The organism is Pectobacterium nicotianae, from assembly GCF_023272715.1.
Classification (GTDB): Bacteria; Pseudomonadota; Gammaproteobacteria; order Enterobacterales; family Enterobacteriaceae; genus Pectobacterium; species Pectobacterium brasiliense.
In genome coordinates, this window is sequence record NZ_CP096821.1 from 1,539,891 (window position 1) to 1,564,402 (window position 24,512).

The following is a 24,512-nucleotide window of genomic DNA, read 5'->3' on the forward strand; positions in this document are numbered from 1 at the left end:
TGATATGCGTTAAAAAAGTGCAAGAAATCGACATTTTTGATTTTATCAGTATTTTATGCTGATTTTTTGTTGTTTTTTGAATTCTGTCTCTTATTTTTTGATTTTACTGTAAGCGATTATAATGACCATTATAAAGATATGGTTATGTGTTTCGAGTGGGTAGATTCTGTCGTGTGTCTATAAAGTTTTTATTTATCATGTGATTAACAATGTAAAATAAGAGCGGACGAGCCTGGTGACGTTGCTGACACATTACGATTATTGACTCGTTGGTGACGGAACGCTAAAAACGCGTTTTGAGAATGGTTAATGTTATAACAGTATTGGGCCGCCTTCACGGCAGATCTCAGTGGGTAGCCTGTGGCTGGGAAGCCGGCATGATAACTTTTCTACCTAAACCTGACCTCAGGTGAGTTTACATAGCGAGAAACTCAGGTAACCTACAGCAATTCAGGTAACCTACAATAACAAAGCGGTTATACCCGTCATACTTGAATGATTTGGGGTATCTACCTTATATATGGCTACATTGCAGGTATGCCAAAGCGGCAGCAAAGCCAATGCTCATACAGCATTAAGTATGAGGATATATCATATATTTCATTAACATAGCGGTGTAATATGCAAGTGTTGATAATGCGTCATGGTGATGCGGTACTTGATGCAGCGAGTGATGCTGTTCGGCCATTGAGCGACGCTGGTCGTGATGAATCTCGTCAGATGGCGTGTTGGTTGAATGAGCAAAATATCGATATTGAGCGCGTTCTGGTGAGCCCTTATTTGCGCGCCCAGCAAACGCTCGAGGTGGTGAAAAAAGCGTTGCCGCTGCCGGAAGAAGCGGATTGCCTGAATGAGCTGACGCCCGGCGGGGATGCCCAGCTTGTTAGCTATTATCTGCAAACGCTGGCAAGAGAAGGCGTGGGTGCGGTTCTGGTTGTGTCGCATCTGCCACTGGTGGGCTATCTGGTTGCCGAATTATGCCAGAATGAAACTGCGCCGATGTTCGCCACATCCGCTATTGCCTGCGTGAAGGTGGAAGCGGAGTCTGGTCATGGCGCTCTGCACTGGCAAGTCAGCCCGGCCCAGTTGAACGCGAAATCCTGATACGACTCATCAAACTCCTGAATTCATACGCGATGAGGCATGTAATGAATTTACATGCCTCATCGTTTTTTGAAGAAGAGCGAGCTTATTCAAGCGAAGGCGCCTCTAGCGCCACCAACACCAGTAACGCGGCATTCCCACCAAATTCTTTCGGAGCCTGATGAAAAGCCAGCACGTCAGGGTGCTGTGCCAGCCAGAGCGGCGTTTGTTGCTTAAGTATGTGTTTGCCGTGCCCGTGCATCACGCAGGCGCAGTAAACGTGCTCCCGCCGACAGGCCGCTAGCAGCGCGCCCAGTTCCTGCTTCGCCTGAAGCTGCGTCAGGCCATGCAAATCCAGAAACAGCTCCGGTGAATAATCTCCCCGTCGAAGCTTCTTCAATTCATAGTGGCTGGCACCCGGGCGGACATAGCGTGTCGGGCCTTCTGCATCCAGCTGTGGCTGAAATTCATCCGAAAAATAGAAACTGGCATCAACCTGCTCCTGCAATGCCCGTTTGGCGGGTAATTCACCCGTTTTTTTGCGCAGCGGTTTGTGGGTATAGGTATCCTGACGCAACTTTTTTGTGCCAGTGATTGACGTGCGAAAAAGCTGTAATTCGTCGTCATTCAGCGAATATTTATTACTCATGTTTCATTCATCTTGCGTCAACATTCGATCAGTTTACCTTGTCTCCCCGCTGTCGCTAAATAAAAGTCTGTATCGAGGCGCGTTCAGTCGGTTATATCTGCTGATTTGTCGCGGGCTTCATGGCAAACTAAGCGCCAATTTCCCATTCAGAACAGTCTGCGGAGGACACCCTTGGACAAAATTTTCGTCGATGAGGCCGTCAGTGAACTTCATACCATTCAGGATATGTTGCGCTGGGCTGTCAGCCGGTTTAACGCAGCTAACGTCTATTACGGTCACGGGACGGATAATCCCTGGGATGAAGCCATACAGCTGGTATTGCCTAGCCTGTATCTGCCGCTCGATATTCCTGAAGATATGTACACGTCGCGTCTGATCACCAGCGAACGGCAACGCATTGTTGAACGCGTGATCCGCCGCGTCAATGAGCGTATCCCGGTTGCCTATCTGACCAACAAGGCCTGGTTCTGCGGCCTGGAATTCTACGTGGACGAACGCGTGCTGGTGCCGCGCTCTCCCATCGGTGAGCTGATCAATAACTATTTTGATGAGCAACTACCAAAAACGCCAAACCATATTCTGGATCTGTGCACGGGCAGCGGTTGTATTGCAATAGCTTGCGCTCAGGCATTCCCTGAAGCGGAAGTTGACGCCGTGGATATCTCCAGTGATGCGTTGGCGGTAACCGAACAGAATATTCAGCAGCACGGTCTGGAATACCGCGTGACGCCGATTCGCTCTGATCTGTTCCGCGATTTACCTGCGATTCGCTATGATTTGATCGTGACTAATCCACCGTATGTGGATGAAGAAGATATGTCCGATCTGCCACAGGAATTCCGTTTTGAGCCTGAACTGGGGCTGGCGGCGGGTAACGACGGTCTGGATCTGGTGCGTCGTATTCTGGCCTGTGCGCCAGACTATCTGAGCGACGACGGCGTGCTGATTTGCGAAGTGGGCAACAGCATGGTGCACCTGATCGATCAATACCCAGACATCCCGTTCACCTGGCTGGAGTTTGATAACGGCGGTGACGGCGTGTTTATGCTAACGCAATCACAACTGGTCGATTGCAAAGCGCATTTCAGCGCTTACCGTGATTCGGATAGCTGATAAACCTATTTGCGAAGTGAGGGCGGGAGTAACGGAATAGAAGAGTAAAGCGTTTGCGCCAGGGATGGCGCAATCCGAGCTTACAGGATGTACTTGCAGCGTCTTTACGATCTATCCGTTACTACCGCTCAACGACCTCTGTCAGCAGCCGTGATTAAGCGGTCATAACGATATATATTCGCCTTACCGTGTAGACGGTAAGGCAGAAACAGAACACATGCGAAGGAGTTGTGATGGCAGGCAACAGTATTGGGCAATTTTTCCGCGTCACTACATTTGGTGAATCCCACGGTATTGCCCTGGGATGTATTGTTGACGGCGTACCGCCGGGGATCCCGCTAACGGAAGCGGATCTGCAACACGATTTGGATCGCCGCCGTCCGGGGACCTCCCGCTATACGACGCAGCGCCGTGAACCCGATCAGGTCAAGATTCTGTCCGGCGTTTTTGAAGGCGTAACAACAGGAACCAGCATTGGTCTGTTGATTGAAAACACCGATCAGCGTTCTCAGGATTACGGTGCGATTAAAGACGTCTTTCGCCCGGGCCACGCCGATTACACCTATGAGCAAAAATATGGCCTGCGCGATTACCGTGGCGGTGGCCGCTCTTCCGCGCGTGAAACCGCAATGCGCGTTGCCGCTGGCGCGATTGCGAAGAAATACCTGCAACAGCAACATGGTGTGAAGGTACGTGGCTATCTGTCGCAGATTGGCGATGTCACCTGCGAGCTGAAAGATTGGGAACAGGTTGAGCAAAACCCGTTCTTCTGCCCGGATATCGACAAACTGGAAGCCCTGGATGAACTGATGCGGGCGCTGAAAAAAGAGGGCGACTCGATTGGCGCGAAGGTCAGCGTCGTGGCGGAATCGGTGCCTGTCGGATTAGGCGAGCCGGTTTTTGATCGTCTGGATGCTGACTTGGCTCACGCACTGATGAGCATCAACGCCGTGAAAGGCGTCGAAATTGGCGATGGCTTTGCGGTTGTCACCAAACGTGGCAGTGAAAACCGAGACGAAATCACGCCGGACGGTTTCCAAAGCAATCACGCTGGCGGCATTTTGGGCGGGATCAGCAGCGGTCAGAACATCGTTGCACATCTGGCGTTGAAGCCGACCTCCAGCATTATGGTGCCGGGGAAAACGATCAACCGTCAGGGCGAAGCGACTGAAATGGTGACGCGCGGGCGTCACGACCCGTGTGTGGGCATCCGTGCGGTGCCGATTGCCGAAGCCATGATGGCAATTGTGTTAATGGATCACCTGCTGCGCCAACGCGCACAGTGTGGGGATGTGAACAGTCAGGTTCCTCGCTGGTAAAAAATAATGAAACAAGGGTTAATCGGGGTTCTCGCGCTGGCACTGAGCGCGCCGCTGTTATCGAACGCCGCGTGGGCGAAAACGCCCTGGCAGGAGATCGCGCATCCGGTTGCGGGTACGCCGCAGTCAATTGGTAGTTTTTCCAATGGCTGTATCATTGGTGCCCAGCCGCTGCCATTGCAGTCGCTGGATTATCAGGTGATGCGCATCGATCAGCGCCGCTATTTCGGTCACCCCGATCTTCTGGCGTTTATTCACCGCCTGAGCAACGAGGTTAAGCGTACGACCTCCGGTAATGTGCTGGTGGGGGATATGGGCATGCCTGTTGGGGGACGTTTCAGCAGCGGCCACGCCAGTCACCAATCCGGGCTGGATGTCGACATCTGGCTGCAATTGCCCAGACAGCGTTGGAGCGAGCAGCAATTGCTGAAACCGCAGCCTATCGATTTGGTTAACGCCAGTGGGCTGAACGTTAACCCACGTGTTTGGCGACCGGAAATCACCACCCTGATCAAAACCGCTGCGTTGGATAGCGACGTAACGCGCATCTTCGTTAATCCGGCGATTAAAAAACAGCTGTGTGCTGAAGCAGGCCACGATCGTGACTGGCTGCGCAAAGTTCGCCCTTGGTTTGCACACCGCGCGCATATGCATGTGCGCCTGCGCTGCCCGGCGGACAGTCTTGAGTGTCAGGATCAGAACGAACCCCCTGTCGGTGACGGATGCGGTGCCGAGTTAACCAGCTGGTTCCAGCCAAAACAGCCGAGTACCGAAGCCCCGGAAAAAACCACGCCGCCGCCGTTGCCTCCGTCTTGTCAGGCACTGCTCGACAGACATTTTGCCGCGAGATAACGAATAACTATGTCGCGAGATAAAAAATAATTATGGACTGGTTAGTTCTTGGGCCAGATATGCTGGCCGTGCTGTTTTTTGTCGGGGCGTTGGCTGGATTTATTGATTCGATTGCGGGCGGGGGCGGTTTATTGACGATCCCTGCTTTGCTAGCGGCGGGTTTATCCCCGGCGCAGGCGCTGGCAACGAATAAACTTCAAGCCGTTGGCGGATCTTTTTCCGCCAGCCTGTATTTCATCCGCCGCCGCGCGGTGAATCTGGGCGAGCAGAAGCTGGCGATTGCGCTGACCTTTGTCGGTTCGACCTTTGGTGCCTGGCTGATCCAGCAAATTCACGCCGATTTTCTACGCCAACTGCTGCCGGTGCTGATCATTGGCATTGGCCTCTATTTTTTATTAACGCCCAAAATCGGTGATGAAGATCGGCAGCGTCGCCTGTCGCCACTTCCGTTTGCGATTGTGGCAGGCTGTTGTGTCGGTTTTTATGACGGCTTCTTCGGCCCCGGTGCCGGATCGTTTTACGCACTGGCGTTTGTCACCCTGTATGGCTTCAATCTGGCAAAAGCGACGGCGCATGCCAAGATCCTGAACTTTACCTCCAACTTCGGCGGGCTACTGTTTTTCATTCTGGGCGGTCAGGTTGTCTGGGTGGTCGGCGGCGTTATGCTGATCGGGCAGATCCTCGGTGCGCGGCTGGGAGCCAAAATGGTGATGACGAAAGGGCAAAAGCTGATTCGTCCTATGCTGGTGTTGGTTTCCGCCATCATGAGTGGCAAGCTGATTTATGACAGCCACGGGCATGAGATTGCCGTTTGGCTGGGACAGTTTCTATGACAACAAATTATGATAACAACAGATAACATGACTACGACGCACCACTATCAACAGCTGATTGATATTTTTAATGATTGCTTTGGCGATGAATACAATACCCGTCTGGTAAAAGGCGATGATGAGCCGATTTATCTGCCAGCGGATGATGACATTCCGTATCACCGGATTGTGTTTGCCCATGGTTTTTATGCCAGCGCGCTACACGAGATTTCTCACTGGTGCATTGCCGGTGCCCAGCGACGCTTGCAGGTCGATTTTGGCTACTGGTACTGCCCGGATGGCCGCGATGCCTCGACGCAAAGTCAGTTTGAGGTGGTGGAAATCAAACCGCAGGCCTTCGACTGGCTGTTCTGTGCCGCCGCGGGCTTTCCGTTTAACGTCAGCTGCGACAACCTGAACGGCGATTGCGAGCCGGACCGCATTGATTTCCAGCGACGCGTGCATGCGCAAGTGATGCAATATCTGGAAGAGGGGATTCCAGCGCGTCCTGCCAGCTTTATTCGTGCATTACAATCGTTTTACAATACGCCACCGCTGACGGCGGCGAGCTTCCCGTATCCAGCCGATCTGTGATGCACGGGAACCGCAAAAATTTGAGGATAAGAAATGATCGCAGAATTTGAAACGCGCATTCTGGCGCTGATTGATGACATGGTAGAGCATGCCAGCGACGATGAACTGTTTGCCGGCGGCTATTTGCGTGGTCATCTGACGGTGTCGGTGGCAGAAGCGGAAGAGCATGGAGAACACACGCTTGAAGCACTGCATCTGCGCGTTAGCGACAGCATCAATAACGCCATCAAAAACGGTGAACTGTCACCGCCGGATCAGGTACTGGTTAACGGGATGTGGGAACGTCTGTTCCAGCAGGCGCGGAATAGCACCCACTGATTTCCTTGTGGGCTAATCGCCACTCTGTCAGTGCTGGCTCAGTCAAGCCAGCACGTTTTCTTCCCGATTAATCCTTCGCTATTCTCAGTTAATCCTGAGCTACAGGTTTGCCTTTCAGCAGTTTCCTTATCCAGAAACGATTTGGGTTGAGTGCGGCGAGCGTATCGTGGTCCAGCGGTAGCGGTTCGCCATACATCTGTGAGGCCAGAATTTCTGCCGCGAGTGGGGCGGAGCAGAGCCCGCGTGAGCCCAATGCACCGATAATAAACAGATCCTGCCAATAGGGTGCGCTTGGTACCGCGTCGGCGCGGTGTTGAGGGTGCAACCGATCTTCATACTCGGCCAGCGTTTGTTCATAGTCCGGTACCGCGCCTAATAGCGGCAGATGATCGCGTAGCGCACAGCGGACGCCTTGACGTGCCTGCGCATCGCTGACATCGATCGTTTTCGCCCAGTCTGCGTCAGGCAAACAATTCAGCAGCCGTTGGCGGTTTTCTTGCTGCTCGTTTTCCCGATAAACACAGTGTGTTTCCCCCCGTAAATAGCTTGCCCCGATGCAGTGCGTCTGATGCTGCGGACTCACCGGCGTCAGATAGCCGTCGTAGCACAACACCTGTTTGAGCTGACCTAGCACCGGGTTGGTCGGAACATGGCTGACCTGCCCGCGCACGGCGTAAGCGGGTAAATGGGATGTCTGTGGCCAGTCGGTAATGTGATGACCATTTGCCAGCACCACGACGGCATGATTTACCCGCTGGCCGGTGCTCAAGGTGAGTGACCAGCCGTCGTCCGTTTTCTCCAATGCGGAAACGGCGGTACTCATCTGCACCGACAGACCGTTTTGTTGTGCCAGTTTCAGCGCAGAAGCCGTCAGTTCTGCCGGGCACAGCCAGCCGCCGTCAGGATAAGTGATGCCATTTACGCCGATATTCAGGCCGCTTTGCGTTTCCAGTTGCTGCGCATCCACGCTAACGACCAGCTCTTCCGGCCATTCGCCTTGCAGAATCTGTTCGATCTTACGCGCACTTTTTTCATCCCAGGCGAGCTGGCTGACGCCACACCATTGGTGCTCAAACTCCAGACCCTGCTGCGCCAGCGCGGTATAGCTGCGGTGGGCAAAGTCAAAGGCGAGGGAGAAAAAGCGGGATACCGCATCGTGCCGGTTATTCAACAGAGGATACAGCGCCCCCTGACGATTGCCGGATGCGCCCGTGGCAGGCTGTGCTTCCGCGCAGTAGAACGTGACGTTTGCACTGCGCCGTTGCAGCGCCAGTGCGGTGAGCACGCTGGCAATGCCACCGCCGATAATCGCAATATCGTCAGTCGTGCTGGCGGCAGGGCGAGCATACCACGGCGTTGGCGAGGTGACGGGAAGCGCATCAGGAAGCATGCCGCTCAGCATTTCCCGTTTCTGACCAAATCCTTTAATTTTACTGACCTTAAACCCCGCCTGTTGCAAACCGCGACGCACAAAGCCTGCTGCGGTAAAGGTGGCGAACGTCCCTTCTTTTCGGCACAGACGAGCCATTGCCTGAAACAGATTATCCGTCCACATATCTGGGTTTTTGGCAGGCGCGAAGCCGTCCAGAAACCAGGCGTCGACCTGATGATTCTGAGTATCATCCAGCTCAGGCAGTAAGACGTTAACGTCACCGAACCACAGATCGAGCGTAATAGTGCCTTGCGCCAGAATCAGACGATGGCAGCCCGGCAGCGGTAGCGGCCATTGCTCTCGCAGTTCATCCGCGAAGGCGGCCAGCTCCGGCCACTGGGCGTGTGCCGCAGCCAAATCATGCCGACGCAGGGGAAATTTCTCGAAGCTGATGAAATGCAGGTGTCGCAATGTCGCCTGTGGCTGCTGTTGACGAAAGTCGGCAAACGCCTGCCACAGCGTCAGAAAATTCAGACCCGTACCAAAGCCGGTTTCTGCTATCACGCAGGCTGCGCGCGGGTGCGTGGCGAAACGCTCAGGAAACTGATTGCCCTTTAAAAACACATAACGGGTTTCTGCCAACCCATCCTGATTCGAAAAATAGACGTCATCAAACTGTTGCGATACAGGTGTACCCTGAGCGTTCCAACTTAACGACGCGTGTTGGATGGGGAGGTTGGTCACGACAAAAAGCTCATTATTCAAGTGATGATGAGATTCTATCGGGCTGAATATTGTGGCGCAAATTTAGCAATGATTTCGCGATAGTTTGGCTGATCGGACTTGTTCAGCTTACAACTGTACGCTAAAGTGCGAAGCGAAATCCCAAACTCTATAAGTGGAAGAAGAGGTATTAAATGAAACGTGCAGTGATTACTGGCCTGGGGATCGTATCAAGCATCGGTAATAACCAGCAGGAAGTTCTGGCATCATTGCGGGAAGGCCGCTCGGGCATTACTTTCTCTCAAGAGCTGAAAGATTCCGGCATGCGTAGTCACGTCTGGGGGAATGTCAAACTGGACACCACTGGCCTCATCGATCGCAAAATTGTGCGTTTTATGAGTGATGCATCGATTTATGCCTACTTATCCATGGAGCAGGCGATTCAAGATTCCGGGCTGTCTGATGAGGTTTATCAGAATAACCCACGCGTTGGCCTGATCGCCGGTTCCGGCGGCTCTGCGCGCTATCAGGTGTTCGGTGCTGACGCGATGCGTAGCCCGCGCGGCCTGAAAGCCGTTGGCCCTTATGTGGTAACCAAATCCATGGGTTCTGCGGTATCCGCGTGTCTGGCAACGCCATTCAAAATCCACGGCGTGAACTACTCCATCAGCTCCGCCTGTGCGACCTCTGCACACTGTATCGGTAACGCGGTTGAGCAAATTCAGATGGGCAAACAGGACATCGTGTTCGCTGGTGGCGCGGAAGAGCTGTGCTGGGAACTGGCCTGTGAATTTGACGCGATGGGCGCACTGTCAACCAAATACAATGAGACTCCAGAAAAAGCGTCCCGTACCTATGACGCCGGTCGCGATGGTTTCGTCATTGCAGGCGGTGGCGGTATGGTCGTTGTAGAAGAACTGGAACACGCACTGGCGCGTGGCGCACATATCTACGCGGAAGTGGTCGGCTACGGCGCGACGTCTGACGGCGCGGATATGGTTGCTCCATCAGGTGAAGGTGCTGTCCGTTGTATGAAGATGGCGATGAACGGTGTGGATACGCCGATCGATTACCTGAACTCTCACGGTACTTCTACGCCAGTTGGCGATGTGAAGGAACTGGGTGCGATTCGTGAAGTGTTTGGCGACAACTCACCAGCTATTTCTGCGACCAAAGCGATGACCGGTCACTCTCTGGGCGCGGCTGGCGTTCAGGAAGCGATTTACTCACTGCTGATGCTGGAGCACAGTTTCGTTGCACCGAGTATCAACGTGGAAAATCTGGACGAGCAGGCTGCTGGCCTGAACATCGTGACTGAATCGACGGAACGTAAACTGACCACGGTGATGTCTAACAGCTTCGGCTTCGGTGGTACGAATGCGACGCTGGTAATGAGAAAACTCGATAAATAATCGGTTTCTTACACAGACATTATCATTCAAAGAAACAAAAACCCCGCTGGCGCAAGCCGCGGGGTTTTTTGTTTGTGCGGGTTTGGTTGATAATGGTTATGAGCGGTATTGACGCTAGATTAATACCCACAGCAGAAATGCAGCCACGCAGGTGCTGACAATCACCAAAAACATTGGTTTATGGAACAGGGATTGCCAACTGAGCGGTAGCGAAGCAATCAGCGGGTTAAACAGCGGATGCAGCAGCTGTGAGGTCGTGGTCCAGTCCGTTTCCTGTGAGCGCTGAATGCGCTGCGTAAACAGGAACGTCAGCAGATCGCTGACCTGCATCGGCGTCAGTGGCGTTTGTAATCCGATATTGAAGCGATTCTGCGTGTAATCCATCAATAAGTGCTGTTCCTGCGCGGTCATGGGCTGTTGTAGCAAAGCCTGTAACGGGGCGAGATTCGGGGAGAGCAGCGCGTTCTGTGTCGGTAGCGGCTGTGATGACAGATTCGTAGCGGATGACGAATTCGCGTTAGTCGTATTGGTTGTGTTGGCTACCAGCGGTTCTGACGCTGCGCCTGTCGTGCCTGTATTGGTCGGTGCTCCCTGCTGCGCTGACGGGGTGGCGCGCAGTAGCGTTTGTGTCTGTTGCAGCTCAACCTGTGCTTGCAGGAACTGCGTGATCAGCGGCAGATGTTTTAACGGGATGGCGTCACCCGGGCTAAGATTCTGCATCATCATCAGATTGTTCAGCACTCTTGCAGGCTGTTCCCCGGTCATGGTCGCTAATCGGGTGACTAACTGATTCAAACCGCGCTGTTCAGCAGGAGAGAGCGGACGATCGGGCGAGTTGGCGGCCTGAGCGGTTTGCGATGCTGTGGCTGATGCCGTTGACTGCGGAATTTGCCCGTTTTGCAGCAGCGTAACCACCTGCTGTAGCTGTGTTTTAGTCAGCGCGCTTAGCGTGGTGCTACCGAACTGTTGCTGGATGAAATTGCTGACCGCCTGACGGTTATTTCCCTGAGACAGCATATCTGTCAGGCGCTGAAGCAGCTGCTGACGTCCACCGCTATCTTGCGCCTGCGTTAAACGCGTCTGGAGTATCTGCTCGGCAGGCTGATAATGGCGGGACAGCAGTTCATTATTTTCTGCCAGCCCTAATCCCTGTTTTACCGTTGTCCAGACTTCCGCCGCCTTTGACGTTGTCAGTGCGGCAACTTTAAGCACCAGATTTTCCAGCGTCGTGCGCTGCGCCAGCGTCAGTGGTCGATCGCCGTTGGCGGAGGAACCCGCAGCGTTAGCGGATGAGGTAGAGGTTGACGATGTGGCGGTCGGCGTCACCGAACGTTCGCCGGGCAGCGGGGCACCAGGGCCGCTTACAGGTTGCATATCGGTTATCCTCACTGCCGTCATGATTGAGATGAATCATAGCAATCTCCCGTGACGGCCGATAGTCAGACGTCACTTAAAACGGCACGAATCTTATGGGGTGGCTTATGAGCGACGTCCTAGTGGGATGCGCAGGCGCTGTGCGAGGATCACGCCGAGTAGCGTGATGCCCCCGCCAACCAGATGATAATGATGTAACGGCTCGTGCAAAAAGCCAATTGCGATCATCGCCGTAAAGATCGGTGTCAGGTTCATAAAGATGGAGGCTTTGCTGGCCCCGAGGCGCATAACCCCCTGAATCCACAGAAAAGGCGCAAGGATTGAGGCCATGATGCCAGCGAAAATCACCAGCGGCAGATTGTCGGCATTGAGTTGCACATTGTCCGTCAGCAGGAAATTTGGAATCAGCACGACTACGCCAAAGGCAATTTGCACATAGAGCGACACCCAGTTGGGCAACGGGATGCTCCAGCGTTTGGTCAGCACGCCATAGAGCGCATAGGACAGCGACGCACAAAACATCATGAGTTCACCGGGGCCGATGCCCTGCGCCAGAATCTGTTCGGGATGACCCTCACCGATCAGCCAGACAATTCCGACCAGCGACAGCAGGCTACCGAGCAGCACGCCCAGCGTGGGAGCCAGGCGCAGCAGCGGAATGCTGAGCAGGACGGTCAGTAGCGGTACAAGTGACCCCATGATCCCCATCATCACGGCGCTGATCGAGTGCGCCGCGTAATAGGCCAGACTTTGATACAGCACCATGCCAAGCAGACCCAGCACGAGCAGTTTCCAGGCGTGTTGACGAATGGTCGCTGCGTGCTGACGAAGCGTTGGCAGCATGAACGGCGTCATGACGAGGAACGCCAGCAGCCAGCGATAAAACGAGATAGCGGCTGGGTCAATAACGCTTGCAGAGAGCTTGTTGACGATGACGTTAATTGACCAGATCAGGACGGCAATAGTGGGAAAGAGGGCGTTCAACGTTGGGTTTCTCATAACAGACCAGACTAAAAACGCACCAATTACCAGTCTGGTCGATAAAAATGGGGCAAGTGCGGCAATGGCAAACAACATAACAGAGCCATGTGACGACGATCAACCTTGTATGGCGTCGGCTTTCTATGACGACCATCTAGTATGATCCTCATCGGCGGGAACCGGTAACGGAAAGATATCGCGTCGTAATTGCCTTGGGTTTCTGCACCATTCGGTGGCAAAATATCTCCCCGCTTTTTTTGGCTGGCTACCGATGTCGGAGAAGACAATGAAGATTCTGGTTGATGAGAATATGCCGTATGCCCGCGAGCTATTTAGCCGTCTGGGTGAGGTTCAGGCCGTGCCGGGACGTCCTTTGCCGCGCGAGCTGCTGGCCGACGCGGATGCGTTGATGGTGCGCTCGGTCACGAAGGTGAACGCGGATCTGCTGTCTGGTTCGGCGGTAAAATTTGTCGGCAGCGCGACAGCAGGCACCGACCATGTCGATGACACCTGGCTTAGCGCGAACAGGATCGCGTTTTCTGCTGCCCCCGGCTGCAATGCCATTGCGGTAGTGGAGTACGTCTTTTCTTCATTGCTGATGCTGGCCGAACGTGATGGCTTCCAACTGCGTGATAAAACCGTCGGGATTGTCGGCGTGGGCAATGTTGGCAGGCGTCTGGATGCGCGTCTGAAAGCCTGGGGCGTTAACACGCTGCTGTGCGATCCGCCGCGTGCCGATCGCGGTGAGGCGGGTGATTTCCTGCCGCTCGAAACGCTGGTGCGTGATGCCGACATTCTGACGTTGCATACGCCGCTGTATCTCGACGGCCCGTACCGTACTCATCATCTGGTTGATGCCGCCGTACTGAACGCGTTTGCGGACGGACGTATTCTGATTAACGCCTGCCGTGGCCCGGTGGTGGACAATGCCGCACTGCTTGAGGCGCTGCAACAGGGTAAAAAACTCAGCGTCATTCTTGACGTCTGGGAACCAGAACCTGCTTTATCGACCGATCTGCTGGCTCGAGTAGACATTGGCACGGCGCATATCGCTGGCTATACGCTGGAAGGGAAAGCGCGCGGCACCACGCAGGTATTTGAGGCGTGGAGTGAGTTTATCGGAACCCCGCAGCAGGTCGCGCTTTCGTCGCTTTTGCCTGCACCAGAGTATGCCGAAGTCACATTGACCGCGCCGCTGGATGAGGCGTTGCTAAAACGTCTGGTGCATCTGGTGTATGATGTGCGCCGGGATGATGCACTGTTGCGCCACGTTGCGCATCAGGAAGGCGAGTTCGATCGTCTGCGCAAACATTATCAGGAACGACGCGAATGGTCGTCACTCCATGTTATCTGCGCCGATGCTGACAGCGCAGATTGCCTGAACGCGCTGGGATTCACGGCGTCAGTGCGGGACGCACGCTAACGGCGTTTCGCGCGAGCATCACTTTTTTATTCATGAACTGACAGACGGTGTCGCTATCGTCTGTCGGTTCCATTCATGATTTGTGTTTCATTCAAAATTTGGGAGAGAACCAAATGTCTGACGGCTGGAATATTGCTCTGCTGGGCGCAACGGGCGCAGTAGGCACGGCGTTACTGGAATTATTGCAGGAACGCGAATTCCCGGTGGGTGAATTTTATCCGCTGGCCAGTGAACGTAGCGCGGGTGAAACCATACGTTTTAACGGCAAATCTTGCCTGGTCACCGATGTGGCGGATTTTGACTGGTCACAGGCACAGCTGGCGTTTTTTGTCGCCGGTCAGGATGTCAGCGCCCGCTATGCGGAAGAGGCGGGGGACGCGGGCTGTCTGGTTATCGACAGCAGCGGTCTGTTTGCGCTGGAGCCGGATGTCCCGCTGGTGGTGCCCGGCGTGAATACGCATACGCTGGCAGATTATCGTAACCGTAATATTGTCGCGGTGGCCGACAGCCTGACCAGCCAACTGCTGACGGCGATTAAGCCGTTGACCGATGCGGCTGGGCTCTCGCGCCTGCATGTCGTCAATATGTTGTCCGTTTCCGCACTCGGTAAAGCGGCGATAGACGATCTGGCGGGGCAAAGTGCCCGTCTGCTGAATGGTGTTCCGCCTGAGGCCGGGCTTTTCCCGAAACAGCTGGCATTCAATCTGTTGCCTTTACTGCCCGATGATGCGGGCAGCGTGCGCGAAGAGCGCGGTTTGGTCGATCAGGTGCGTAAAGTCTTGCAGGACGACGGATTACCGATTTCAGTGACCTGCATTCAGTCCCCTGTGTTCTATGGTCACGCGCAGGTTGTTCATCTTGAATCACTGCGTCCGCTGTCTGCGGAAGAAGCACGCGATGAACTGCTCAATGCGGGGAATATTGAGGTAAGCGACGAGCAGGATTACCCGACGCAGGTGGGTGATGCGTCCGGTAATGGGCAACTGAGCGTCGGCTGTCTGCGTAATGATTACGGCATTCCTGAACTGCTGCAATTCTGGTCGGTCGCCGATAACGCTCGCTTTGGCGGCGCGCTGATGGCGGTGGAAACGGCAGAATGTCTGGTGCAGGAGTATCTCGGGTAATGTCGGAAACCACTCAGGCGGAGGCTACTCAGGCCGATGCCGCTGCGGAAAACGAACGCGCCCCGCTGAAAATCGCGCTAGGCATTGAGTACGACGGTAGCCTCTATTATGGCTGGCAGCGTCAGAGTGATGTCGCTAGCGTGCAGGCCTGTCTTGAAAAGGCGCTGAGCAAAGTGGCGGATGAGCCGATAGAGGTGTTTTGCGCCGGGCGAACCGATGCTGGCGTTCACGGAACCGGGCAGGTTGTGCATTTCACCACACACGCGATCCGAAAAGACGCCGCCTGGACGATGGGCGTGAATGCAAATTTACCGCCGGATATCGCGGTGCGCTGGGTGAAAACGGTGGATGAGGATTTCCATGCGCGCTTCAGCGCTACGGCACGACGCTACCGTTATGTCATCTACAATCACCGCTATCGTCCTGCGGTGCTTTCGCGCGGTATGACGCACTTTTATCACCCGTTAGACGTGGAACGCATGGAGCGAGCCGGGCAATGCCTGTTGGGGGAGAATGATTTCACCTCTTTTCGTGCAGTGCAGTGCCAGTCGCGCACGCCGTGGCGCTATGTAAATCATTTAAAGGTTACACGTCACGGTGACTATATCGTGGTAGATATTAAGGCCAATGCGTTCGTGCATCATATGGTGCGTAATATCGTTGGCAGCCTGATGGAGGTCGGCTGTGGCAATCGTCCAGAATCGTGGATTGCCGAGCTGCTGGCAGCCAAAGATCGTACGCTGGCTGGCGCAACAGCCCGAGCCGAAGGGCTGTATTTGGTGAAGGTAGATTATCCCGCGCGTTTTGCTTTGCCGCAGCCTACGATGGGGCCGCTCTTTTTAGCAGATTGACGTTTTTGATTATAACGAGTGCGTCTTTTACCTGTTGCACGCTGCCAGATGGTCGTAGGCCAAAAGGCAGGGTGCGATGCGTATTAAGGACGAGGCTATTCAGCGTGCTATACGCAAGGCAACACGGCTAGTGCGGCTGCCTTGCGTATATCGACCGCGTGCGTTCGATAGACATTTTGGGAGAAGAAGTTGTGATGGAATTTATACAGTTTATTATTGATTTTATTCTGCACATTGACGTTCATCTGGCGGAACTGGTGGCGCAATATGGTGTCTGGGTTTATGCCATTTTGTTCCTGATTCTGTTCTGTGAGACCGGGCTGGTGGTAACGCCGTTTCTGCCGGGGGATTCGCTGCTGTTTGTCGCAGGGGCGCTGGCGGCGTTGCCGTCGAACGATCTGAATGTGCACACGATGGTGTTCCTGATGATCGTGGCCGCGATTACGGGCGATGCAGTGAACTACACGATTGGACGACTGTTCGGTGAGAAGCTGTTTAGCAACCCGAACTCAAAGATTTTCCGCCGCAGCTATCTGGATAAAACGCATGCGTTTTACGCGCGTCACGGTGGCAAGACGATAATTCTGGCGCGCTTTGTCCCGATTGTGAGAACATTTGCGCCGTTTGTCGCTGGGATGGGGCACATGAGCTATCGGCATTTTGCGGCCTATAATGTCATTGGTGCGCTGCTGTGGGTGTTGTCATTCACCTATGCGGGCTACCTGTTTGGCGATTTGCCGGTGGTGCAGGAAAATCTGAAATTACTGATTGTTGCGATTATTTTCCTCTCTATCCTGCCGGGCATTATTGAGATTGCCCGTCATCGTAGAGCGGCCTCGCGCGGCAATGTGAAATAAGTGAAGTATTTTAACATCCGGTTTGACCAGTTTTTTATCCACAGTACCGGAACGTTATGGTTTAATGGGCAGCATTTATGGTCTGTTCTTGGGAACACCCTTGGTGCCGATGCCTTTGTACCGCGATTGTCGTGCGTCTCAGGCATTTTTTGATTGGCAATGTTGTCAGGGAATAACATGAACAGCGGACTGGCATTTGCCAGGTTCAAGCAGAAAGGTTATCAATGAGCTGGATTGAACGAATTCTTAACAAAAGCAATATTACACCGACCCGTAAAGCGAACATCCCTGAAGGGGTCTGGACAAAATGTGATAGCTGCGGTCAGGTTCTTTATCGTGCTGAGTTGGAGCGCAATCTGGGTGTCTGCCCGAAGTGCGATCACCATATGCGCCTTTCCGCGCGCGCCCGTCTACAGGCTTTTCTGGATAAAGAAAACACTGTCGAGTTGGGAAGCGAACTGGAACCGAAGGATGTCCTGAAATTCCGGGACTCCAAAAAATATAAAGATCGTCTGGTTTCTGCACAGAAACAGTCCGATGAGAAAGACGCGCTGGTCGTGATGAAAGGCACGCTGTACGGCATGCCGATTGTCGTCGCGTCCTTCGAATTCTCTTTCATGGGCGGTTCAATGGCGTCTGTTGTGGGTGCGCGCTTTGTGCGTGCCGTTGAGCAGTCATTGGAAGACGGTTGTCCGCTGGTGTGCTTCTCTGCCAGTGGCGGTGCGCGTATGCAGGAAGCGCTGATGTCGCTGATGCAAATGGCGAAAACCAGTGCGGCATTGGCAAAAATGCGCGATCGCGGTTTGCCTTACATTTCTGTGCTGACTGATCCAACCATGGGTGGTGTTTCCGCGAGTCTGGCGATGCTGGGCGACCTGAACATTGCCGAGCCGAAAGCGCTGATCGGTTTTGCCGGCCCACGCGTTATCGAACAAACCGTGCGTGAAAAACTGCCGCCGGGCTTCCAGCGCAGTGAATTCCTGATTGAGAAAGGGGCGATCGATATGATCGTTCGTCGTCCGGAAATGCGCTACAAGCTGGCCACTATTCTTGCCAAACTGACGAACCATCCAGAACCGGGCAACGATGACGTGGAAATCCGCAGCGATGCGCCGTCTGAATCATCACAGGATGACGCATAATTGACATGATGGGCAGGGCGTGTGGTACTCGACCGAGTGCGTAATGCACGCTCTGCCCGCAATGAACCGTAAGCCAGTGAACGGGACTCATGGATACACTTCAAACACCTCAAGCCACGTCACCTTTGGTCACGTGGCTTCATTATCTTGAGCACCTGCACGCTCAGGCCATTGATTTAGGCCTGGAGCGCGTTAAGCAGGTTGCTGAACATCTCCAACTGCTCCAGCCTGCCCCAACGGTTTTCACCGTCGCGGGGACGAACGGCAAGGGAACGACCTGCTGTACGCTGGAATCCATTCTGTTAGCCGCCGGGCTGCGGGTGGGCGTGTACAGTTCTCCCCATCTTGTGCGCTATACCGAGCGGGTGCGTATTCAGGGCAAAGAATTGCCTGAAGCGCTGCATACGCAGGCGTTTGCGGATATCGAGGTAGGGAGAGGGGCGGTATCGCTCACCTATTTTGAATTCGGTACGCTGTCGGCGCTGCAACTCTTTAAGCAGGCGAATCTGGATGTCGTCATTCTTGAAGTAGGACTAGGCGGGCGTCTGGATGCCACCAATATTGTGGATGCGGATGTATCCGTGGTCACCAGCATTGCTATCGACCATACCGATTGGTTAGGTAACGATCGGGAAAGCATTGGCCGCGAGAAAGCCGGGATATTCCGACAGGGTAGACCAGCCGTTGTTGGTGAACCGGATATGCCGGGAACGATTGCCGACGTTGCCGCTGAGAAAGGCGCGCAGCTGCACCGCCGTGGTCGCGACTGGGAGTATTCAATGCAGCGTGAGACGTGGAGCTGGCAGGATAAACAGCGCGAGCTGTCACGGCTGCCGTTACCCAACGTCCCGTTAGCTAATGCCGCCACGGCACTGGCTGCATTGCACTATTCTTCACTGAACGTGAGTGAAGAGGCGATTCGACAAGGTTTGCAGCACGCCGCATTACCCGGCCGTTTTCAGACCGTGCAGGCGTCACCGCGTTTGATTCTTGATGTTGCACACAATCCTCACGCGGCGGCATATCTGGCAAACCGTTTGGCTGAGTTGCCGAAAACCGGAAAAGTGCGAGCCGTCATCGGCATGCTGTCGGATAAAGACATTGCCGGTACGCTGGCTCACTTAACGCCGTTGGTGGATGCGTGGTATTGCGCACCGCTGGAAGGGCCGCGTGGTGCCACGGCGCAACAGATTGCCGAGCACCTGACGCGCAGCCAATCGTTCCCCGATGTCGTTGCCGCCTGGAAGCAAGCCATGTCCGAGGCGACGGAGCAGGATATCGTCATTGTGTGTGGATCTTTTCATACGGTAGCGCATGTGATGGAAGCGCTGGATGAGGAGAAGGCGAATGGCGAGTAAATTTCAGAATCGACTGGTCGGCACGGTTATTCTGGTCGCGCTGGGCGTGATCGTCTTACCCGGCCTGCTGGACGGCAAGAAAAAGCACTACGAAGACGAGTTTGCGTCGATTCCGCTGATCCCTAAACCGGGTGACAGCAATGAGATGGAAGCGCTGCCTGCGCTGAACCCGTCGCTGCCGAGTCAACCGCCGGAAGGGGCGGAAGCGGCGATGCAAAACAGCGCGGAAGCCGAAGCCGCTGAAGCGAGATCGTCTGCATCATCTACAGCACCTGACACCACGACGCAGACGCCGCCATCGTCCCATTCTGGCACGAATACGCCAGCCATGACGGTACCGCCAGTGGTGGTTGAGCGTCCGCCGGTTCAGACGCCAGCACCAGTGACGCCGAAACCTCAGCCAAAGCCTGAGGTGAAGCCAGAAGTGAAACCGAAGCCAGAGCCTAAACCGGAACCCAAACCGGAAGTGAAGCCTGAAACGCAGCCGACGCAGCAAGCGCCTGTCGGACAAGCTTATATTGTGCAGCTTGGTGCGCTGAAAAACGCGGATAAGGTGAACGAGATTGTCGCCAAGCTTCGTCTTTCTGGTTACCGCGCGTATACCGTGCCATCAACGCCGGTTTCAGGCGAAATCACCCGCATTTACGTGGGGCCGGATGCGTCGAAGCAGAAGCTAGAGTCTTCACTGGGTGAGCTGAAACAGCTCAGCGGGCTAAGCGGGCAGGTGCGAGCACATTCCGTTCGTTAAGGTCGTCGAGCGTGATGATGACGTGATGGCTGGCTCGCAGCCGGTTACGTAAATAAGCAAAAGCAGGCAGCGGGGATGAGGTTCACATCAGTGATACTCCGCCCCGCATCTGTTTTAAGATGCCTGCTGTGAGTTTTGAGATGCCGAGAGTGAATAGAATCAGGCATGACGTATTGTCGGTTTTTTCGCCTGATTATCTATCGATGAAATCGGCGGAAATACGCTACGCAAACGTTTTCTTTTTCTGTTAGAATGCGCCGCGAACAGGATGACGTAGCGGCTTATCGGTAGCATCGTTCATTATTAGGATAGTTCATGGTTTGGGTTGATTACGTCATTATTGGCATCATCGGATTTTCGGCTTTGGTTAGCCTGATCCGGGGGTTTGTTCGCGAAGCGCTGTCGTTAGTAACCTGGGGATGTGCTTTTTTTGTTGCCAGCCATTACTACGCTTACCTCGCGGTCTACTTCACCCGTTTTGATGATGAGCTGGTGCGTAACGGCATTGCGATTGCCATTCTGTTTATTGCAACGTTGATTGTGGGAGCTATCGTCAACTATGTGATTAGTTCACTGGTTGAACGTACCGGATTATCCGGCACCGATCGCGTTCTGGGCATCTGTTTTGGTGCGCTGCGCGGGGTGCTGATCGTTTCCGCACTGCTATTCTTTCTGGATACGTTCACCGGTTTTTCACAAAGTGATGACTGGAAGCAGTCCCAGTTAATCCCGCAGTTCAGTTATATTATCAGGTGGTTTTTTGACTACCTGCAAAGCACGTCAAGTTTCTTGCCGCAGCATTTACCGCTGCGGTAGCGCTGATGAGGAAAAGACACCATGTGCGGTATTGTCGGTATCGCCGGTTTTACACCGGTCAACCAGTCGATTTATGACGCGTTAACGGTGTTGCAACACCGTGGGCAGGATGCTGCGGGTATTGTGACCATCGATGCCTTTAATTGTTTTCGCCTGCGTAAGGCCAATGGCCTGGTGAAAGATGTGTTTGAAGCGCGGCACATGCAGCGCCTACAGGGCAACATGGGGCTTGGTCATGTGCGTTATCCGACCGCAGGTAGTTCCAGCGCCTCGGAAGCACAGCCTTTCTATGTGAACTCTCCGTTCGGTATCACGCTGGCTCACAACGGTAACCTGACTAACGCCCACGAACTGCGTAAAAAGCTGTTCGAGCAGGAGCGTCGCCACGTTAACACCACGTCTGATTCTGAAATTCTGCTGAATATTTTCGCCAGAGAGCTGGACCGTTTCCAACACTATCCGCTGGAAGCCGATAATATTTTTGCGGCTGTTGCCGCAACGCACCAGCAAATTCGCGGTGCCTATGCCTGTGTTGGCATGATTATCGGTCACGGTATGGTCGCTTTCCGCGATCCTAATGGGATTCGTCCTCTGGTGATTGGTAAGCGCGATCTGGAAGATGGCCGCAGCGAGTATATGGTGGCGTCAGAAAGTGTCGCGCTGGATACGCTGGGCTTTGAATTTTTACGCGATGTGGCGCCGGGAGAAGCGATCTACATTACGGAAAAAGGGCAGCTGTTTACCCGCCAGTGCGCAGAGAATCCAAAGAGCAATCCGTGCCTGTTCGAATATGTCTACTTCGCTCGCCCGGATTCCTTCATTGATAAAATCTCGGTCTACAGCGCACGCGTTCGCATGGGCCAGAAGCTCGGTGAGAAAATTGCGCGCCAGTGGGAAGATCTCGATATTGATGTCGTGATCCCGATTCCTGAAACCTCTTGTGATATCGCGCTGGAAATCGCACGCATCATCAACAAGCCGTATCGTCAGGGATTTGTGAAAAACCGCTATGTTGGCCGCACGTTTATCATGCCGGGGCAGCAGGCACGTAAGAAATCGGTACGCCGTAAGCTGAACGCTAACCGTGCTGAGTTCCGTGACAAGAACGTGCTGCTGGTGGATGACTCCATCGTGCGTGGTACAACGTCAGAGCAGATTGTAGAGATGGCGCGTGAAGCAGGAGCCAAGCGTGTTTATCTGGCCTCAGCGGCACCGGAAATCCGCTTCCCTAACGTGTACGGCATCGATATGCCAAGCGTCAATGAGCTGATTGCCCACGGTCGTGAAGTGGATGAAATCTGTAAGATTATTGGTGCCGATGAGCTGATATTCCAGGATCTCGACGATCTGATTGAAGCTGCACGTGAAGATAACCCGGATATCGCTCAGTTTGAATGCTCGGTGTTCAACGGGATTTACGTGACGAAGGATGTCGATCAAGGTTATCTGGATTATCTGGAAGTCTTGCGCAATGACGATGCCAAAGCGCTGCGTAGCCAGAATGAAGTTGAAGATCTGGAATTGCACAACGAAGGTTAACAGCTAGTCGCACATTAAGGCTGTATTGAAGGGGGAGGACGCGAAAGTGTCCTCCCCCTTATTGTATGTAGCGAAAAATTTTGTATGTAGAGAAAAATTGCATAGAGAAAACAGGGTTTCGGTGCTTATTCTTGCTTATCGCTAATCAATGCGGCAAAGTTTGCGCAGATGATTTTTCCGCGTTTCTGCTTACGCGGCCAGCCAGAGGCAGTATGAATGAAGCGACTCATTGTAGGAATTTCCGGTGCCAGCGGCGTCATTTACGGCATCCGGCTGCTACAGGTTTTACAGACGCTGGAAGGTATCGAAACGCATCTGATCATGAGTCAGGCCGCCCGGCAGACGCTGGCGTTAGAAACGGATTTTAGCCTGCGTGACGTGCAGGCGCTGGCCGATGTGGTACACGACACGCGTGATATTGCCGCCAGCGTCTCTTCGGGGTCGTTTAAAACGGCGGGGATGGTGATTTTACCCTGTTCGATAAAAACCCTTTCCGGCATTGTGCACAGCTACAGCGACAATCTATTGACCCGTGCGGCTGATGTGGTGCTGAAGGAGCGTCGTCCTCTGGTGCTGGGAGTGCGTGAAACGCCGCTGCATTTAGGGCATTTACGGCTGATGACCACCGCCGTTGAGCTGGGGGCGATAATCATGCCGCCGGTGCCTGCGTTTTATCATCGCCCAGAAAGTGTGCAGGATATTGTCGATCAGACGGTGAATCGTATTCTGGACCAGTTTGACATCGACCTGCCAAAAGATCTCTTTATCCGCTGGCAAGGTGCGTCCTAGCAGGATAGAGACCCAGACACGCTATTTTTTTCTCTCGGGGCGGTAAACTTTTACTGCCCTTTTTTTGTGCCTTTTTATCACATTGCACTAATTTTGTGCGCAAAAGCACCAAAATGGTGCGTTTGAGTTTTTGTATTCATGCCAATGTTATCTATCCTTATTGTTACGCGCCAAAAAATTCCCTTTGAAAATATTGCAGAATCAAATGGTTAACCCTTATTTTCTGCGCGCTTCGTTCATGGGGTTTTTACGACATCCCTACGTTCATTGTGGCATGAAAACTGCTACAAAAACGGTAATAGTCGGCGCAGCAAACAAATAGCACTCACATCGTTCATTTTTAAAGTGATTCACTCTAAATAATTCCGACATTGACGACACATGACATCAATCACTCATGATAAGGGTAGCAATATGAAGAAACTGATCAAAGTCTTGCCATTGGCACTCATTCTGGCTGCGGGTAGCGCGATGGCGGAGATTCCTAAGAATATTAAAATTGGTACCGATCCTACCTATGCTCCCTTTGAATCCAAAAACGCCAGCGGCGAACTGGTTGGGTTTGATATCGATCTGGCGAAAGAACTGTGCAAGCGTATTCAGACTAACTGCACGTTTGTCGAAAGTGACTTTGATGCGTTAATTCCGTCCCTGAAAGCGAAAAAAATCGATGCCATCATCTCTTCTCTGTCTATCACCGAAAAACGCCAGCAGGAAATTGCTTTCACCGAGAAGCTGTATGCGGCCAATTCACGCCTGATTGCGAAGAAAGGGACGAGCATTGAACCTACGTTGGCTTCTCTGGGCGGAAAGCGTGTTGGCGTATTGCAGGCATCAACACAGGAGGCCTTTGCTAATGCTAACTGGCAGCCTAAAGGCGTTGACGTTGTCGCTTACCAAAATCAGGATCTGATTTATGCCGATCTGGCCGCAGGCCGTATTGATGCAGCCTTTCAGGATGAAGTTGCAGCAAGTGAAGGTTTCCTGAAGTTGGACGCAGGTAAAGACTATGAGTTTGCCGGCCCGGCGGTAAAAGATGACAAATTCTTCGGTGTAGGTACGGGTATGGGCTTGCGCAAAGCGGATACCGAGCTGAAAGCCGCGCTGGATAAAGCCTTTGAAGAAATGCGTAAAGATGGTACCTACGATACCTTCGCGAAAAAATACTTCGATTTTGACGTCTACGGCGGCTAATGTCGCCAAGGTGACGCTCATTTCTTTATCACATGTGTAGCGGGATCGTAGGGCATGCGGCACGGGATC

Annotated in this window: 23 protein-coding genes; 19 read left to right on the top strand and 4 right to left on the bottom strand. The window is 53.5% G+C overall.

Going from position 1 to position 24,512, the window contains the following annotated elements; all coding sequences use genetic code 11:
- The first annotated feature begins 621 nt into the window (after window positions 1-621).
- Entirely contained in the window at window positions 622-1,104 is a 483-nt protein-coding gene (sixA, locus tag MYB54_RS06890; RefSeq protein ID WP_039280251.1) for a phosphohistidine phosphatase SixA, read from the top strand.
- An 85-nt stretch (window positions 1,105-1,189) separates the two neighbouring features.
- Here the strand turns inward: sixA and smrB are convergent, their stop codons facing one another.
- Window positions 1,190-1,732 (bottom strand): endonuclease SmrB, encoded by a 543-nt coding sequence (smrB, locus tag MYB54_RS06895; RefSeq protein ID WP_039520376.1) that lies wholly within the window; start codon window positions 1,730-1,732, stop codon window positions 1,190-1,192.
- 171 nt (window positions 1,733-1,903) lie between these two features.
- Here smrB and prmB point away from each other — a divergent pair, with 171 nt between their 5' ends.
- From prmB to MYB54_RS06925, 6 genes are all read left to right on the top strand, one after another.
- Complete coding sequence (prmB, locus tag MYB54_RS06900; protein ID WP_203449267.1) at window positions 1,904-2,845, top strand: 50S ribosomal protein L3 N(5)-glutamine methyltransferase; 942 nt, start codon at window positions 1,904-1,906, stop codon at window positions 2,843-2,845.
- Window positions 2,846-3,078: 233 nt separating this feature from the next.
- On the top strand, window positions 3,079-4,164 hold the full coding sequence (gene aroC, locus MYB54_RS06905) for a chorismate synthase (RefSeq protein ID WP_039280246.1): 1,086 nt from the start codon (window positions 3,079-3,081) through the stop codon (window positions 4,162-4,164).
- A 6-nt stretch (window positions 4,165-4,170) separates the two neighbouring features.
- Window positions 4,171-5,016, top strand: coding sequence for a penicillin-insensitive murein endopeptidase (gene mepA / locus MYB54_RS06910; RefSeq protein WP_104212445.1), 846 nt, complete (start codon window positions 4,171-4,173; stop codon window positions 5,014-5,016).
- A gap of 32 nt (window positions 5,017-5,048) precedes the next feature.
- On the top strand, window positions 5,049-5,849 hold the full coding sequence (locus MYB54_RS06915; RefSeq protein WP_039465019.1) for a sulfite exporter TauE/SafE family protein: 801 nt from the start codon (window positions 5,049-5,051) through the stop codon (window positions 5,847-5,849).
- Window positions 5,850-5,876: 27 nt separating this feature from the next.
- On the top strand, window positions 5,877-6,422 hold the full coding sequence (locus tag MYB54_RS06920; protein WP_039497676.1) for an elongation factor P hydroxylase: 546 nt from the start codon (window positions 5,877-5,879) through the stop codon (window positions 6,420-6,422).
- A 33-nt stretch (window positions 6,423-6,455) separates the two neighbouring features.
- A complete protein-coding gene (locus tag MYB54_RS06925) occupies window positions 6,456-6,740 on the top strand; it encodes a YfcL family protein (RefSeq protein WP_119871926.1) in 285 nt (94 codons plus the stop codon).
- 88 nt (window positions 6,741-6,828) lie between these two features.
- Here the strand turns inward: MYB54_RS06925 and mnmC are convergent, their stop codons facing one another.
- Window positions 6,829-8,856, bottom strand: a complete 2,028-nt coding sequence (gene mnmC / locus MYB54_RS06930) for a bifunctional tRNA (5-methylaminomethyl-2-thiouridine)(34)-methyltransferase MnmC2/FAD-dependent 5-carboxymethylaminomethyl-2-thiouridine(34) oxidoreductase MnmC1 (RefSeq protein ID WP_205594212.1) — start codon at window positions 8,854-8,856, stop codon at window positions 6,829-6,831.
- 173 nt (window positions 8,857-9,029) lie between these two features.
- Here mnmC and fabB point away from each other — a divergent pair, with 173 nt between their 5' ends.
- Window positions 9,030-10,247: a beta-ketoacyl-ACP synthase I gene (gene fabB / locus MYB54_RS06935; protein WP_014916051.1), complete on the top strand. Its 1,218-nt coding sequence runs from the start codon at window positions 9,030-9,032 to the stop codon at window positions 10,245-10,247.
- Window positions 10,248-10,361: 114 nt separating this feature from the next.
- Here fabB and flk read toward each other — a convergent pair whose 3' ends face one another.
- Window positions 10,362-11,621: a flagella biosynthesis regulator Flk gene (flk, locus tag MYB54_RS06940; protein ID WP_205594211.1), complete on the bottom strand. Its 1,260-nt coding sequence runs from the start codon at window positions 11,619-11,621 to the stop codon at window positions 10,362-10,364.
- 105 nt (window positions 11,622-11,726) lie between these two features.
- The gene (locus MYB54_RS06945) at window positions 11,727-12,698 is read right to left on the bottom strand and encodes a DMT family transporter (RefSeq protein ID WP_014916049.1); all 972 of its coding nucleotides are present in this window, start codon (window positions 12,696-12,698) and stop codon (window positions 11,727-11,729) included.
- Between the two features lie 190 nt (window positions 12,699-12,888).
- Between MYB54_RS06945 and pdxB the strand changes: the two genes are divergently transcribed.
- The 11 genes from pdxB (at window position 12,889) to MYB54_RS07000 (ending at window position 24,443) form a co-directional block, all read left to right on the top strand.
- Window positions 12,889-14,025 carry a 4-phosphoerythronate dehydrogenase PdxB gene (gene pdxB / locus MYB54_RS06950; protein ID WP_248721712.1) on the top strand — a complete coding sequence of 379 codons (1,137 nt, stop codon included), beginning with the start codon at window positions 12,889-12,891 and terminating at the stop codon, window positions 14,023-14,025.
- A gap of 113 nt (window positions 14,026-14,138) precedes the next feature.
- Window positions 14,139-15,149, top strand: a complete 1,011-nt coding sequence (locus MYB54_RS06955) for an aspartate-semialdehyde dehydrogenase (RefSeq protein WP_014916047.1) — start codon at window positions 14,139-14,141, stop codon at window positions 15,147-15,149.
- Window positions 15,149-16,000, top strand: a complete 852-nt coding sequence (gene truA, locus MYB54_RS06960) for a tRNA pseudouridine(38-40) synthase TruA (protein WP_039284846.1) — start codon at window positions 15,149-15,151, stop codon at window positions 15,998-16,000. The genes MYB54_RS06955 and truA overlap by 1 nt, the downstream gene beginning before the upstream one ends.
- 194 nt (window positions 16,001-16,194) lie before the next feature.
- A complete protein-coding gene (locus MYB54_RS06965) occupies window positions 16,195-16,857 on the top strand; it encodes a DedA family protein (RefSeq protein WP_010285058.1) in 663 nt (220 codons plus the stop codon).
- A gap of 224 nt (window positions 16,858-17,081) precedes the next feature.
- Window positions 17,082-17,999, top strand: a complete 918-nt coding sequence (accD, locus tag MYB54_RS06970) for an acetyl-CoA carboxylase, carboxyltransferase subunit beta (protein WP_039471294.1) — start codon at window positions 17,082-17,084, stop codon at window positions 17,997-17,999.
- 89 nt (window positions 18,000-18,088) lie between these two features.
- The gene (gene folC, locus MYB54_RS06975; RefSeq protein WP_014916045.1) at window positions 18,089-19,357 is read left to right on the top strand and encodes a bifunctional tetrahydrofolate synthase/dihydrofolate synthase; all 1,269 of its coding nucleotides are present in this window, start codon (window positions 18,089-18,091) and stop codon (window positions 19,355-19,357) included.
- Window positions 19,347-20,105 (top strand): cell division protein DedD, encoded by a 759-nt coding sequence (gene dedD, locus MYB54_RS06980; protein WP_205563940.1) that lies wholly within the window; start codon window positions 19,347-19,349, stop codon window positions 20,103-20,105. Before folC ends, dedD begins: the two co-directional genes overlap by 11 nt.
- 315 nt (window positions 20,106-20,420) lie before the next feature.
- Window positions 20,421-20,921, top strand: a complete 501-nt coding sequence (gene cvpA, locus MYB54_RS06985) for a colicin V production protein (protein WP_010298532.1) — start codon at window positions 20,421-20,423, stop codon at window positions 20,919-20,921.
- 21 nt (window positions 20,922-20,942) lie between these two features.
- The gene (gene purF / locus MYB54_RS06990) at window positions 20,943-22,460 is read left to right on the top strand and encodes an amidophosphoribosyltransferase (protein ID WP_010285044.1); all 1,518 of its coding nucleotides are present in this window, start codon (window positions 20,943-20,945) and stop codon (window positions 22,458-22,460) included.
- Between the two features lie 216 nt (window positions 22,461-22,676).
- Window positions 22,677-23,249 (top strand): UbiX family flavin prenyltransferase, encoded by a 573-nt coding sequence (locus MYB54_RS06995; RefSeq protein WP_010285043.1) that lies wholly within the window; start codon window positions 22,677-22,679, stop codon window positions 23,247-23,249.
- Window positions 23,250-23,663: 414 nt separating this feature from the next.
- Window positions 23,664-24,443: a lysine/arginine/ornithine ABC transporter substrate-binding protein gene (locus tag MYB54_RS07000; protein ID WP_014916042.1), complete on the top strand. Its 780-nt coding sequence runs from the start codon at window positions 23,664-23,666 to the stop codon at window positions 24,441-24,443.
- The last annotated feature ends 69 nt before the right edge of the window (window positions 24,444-24,512 follow it).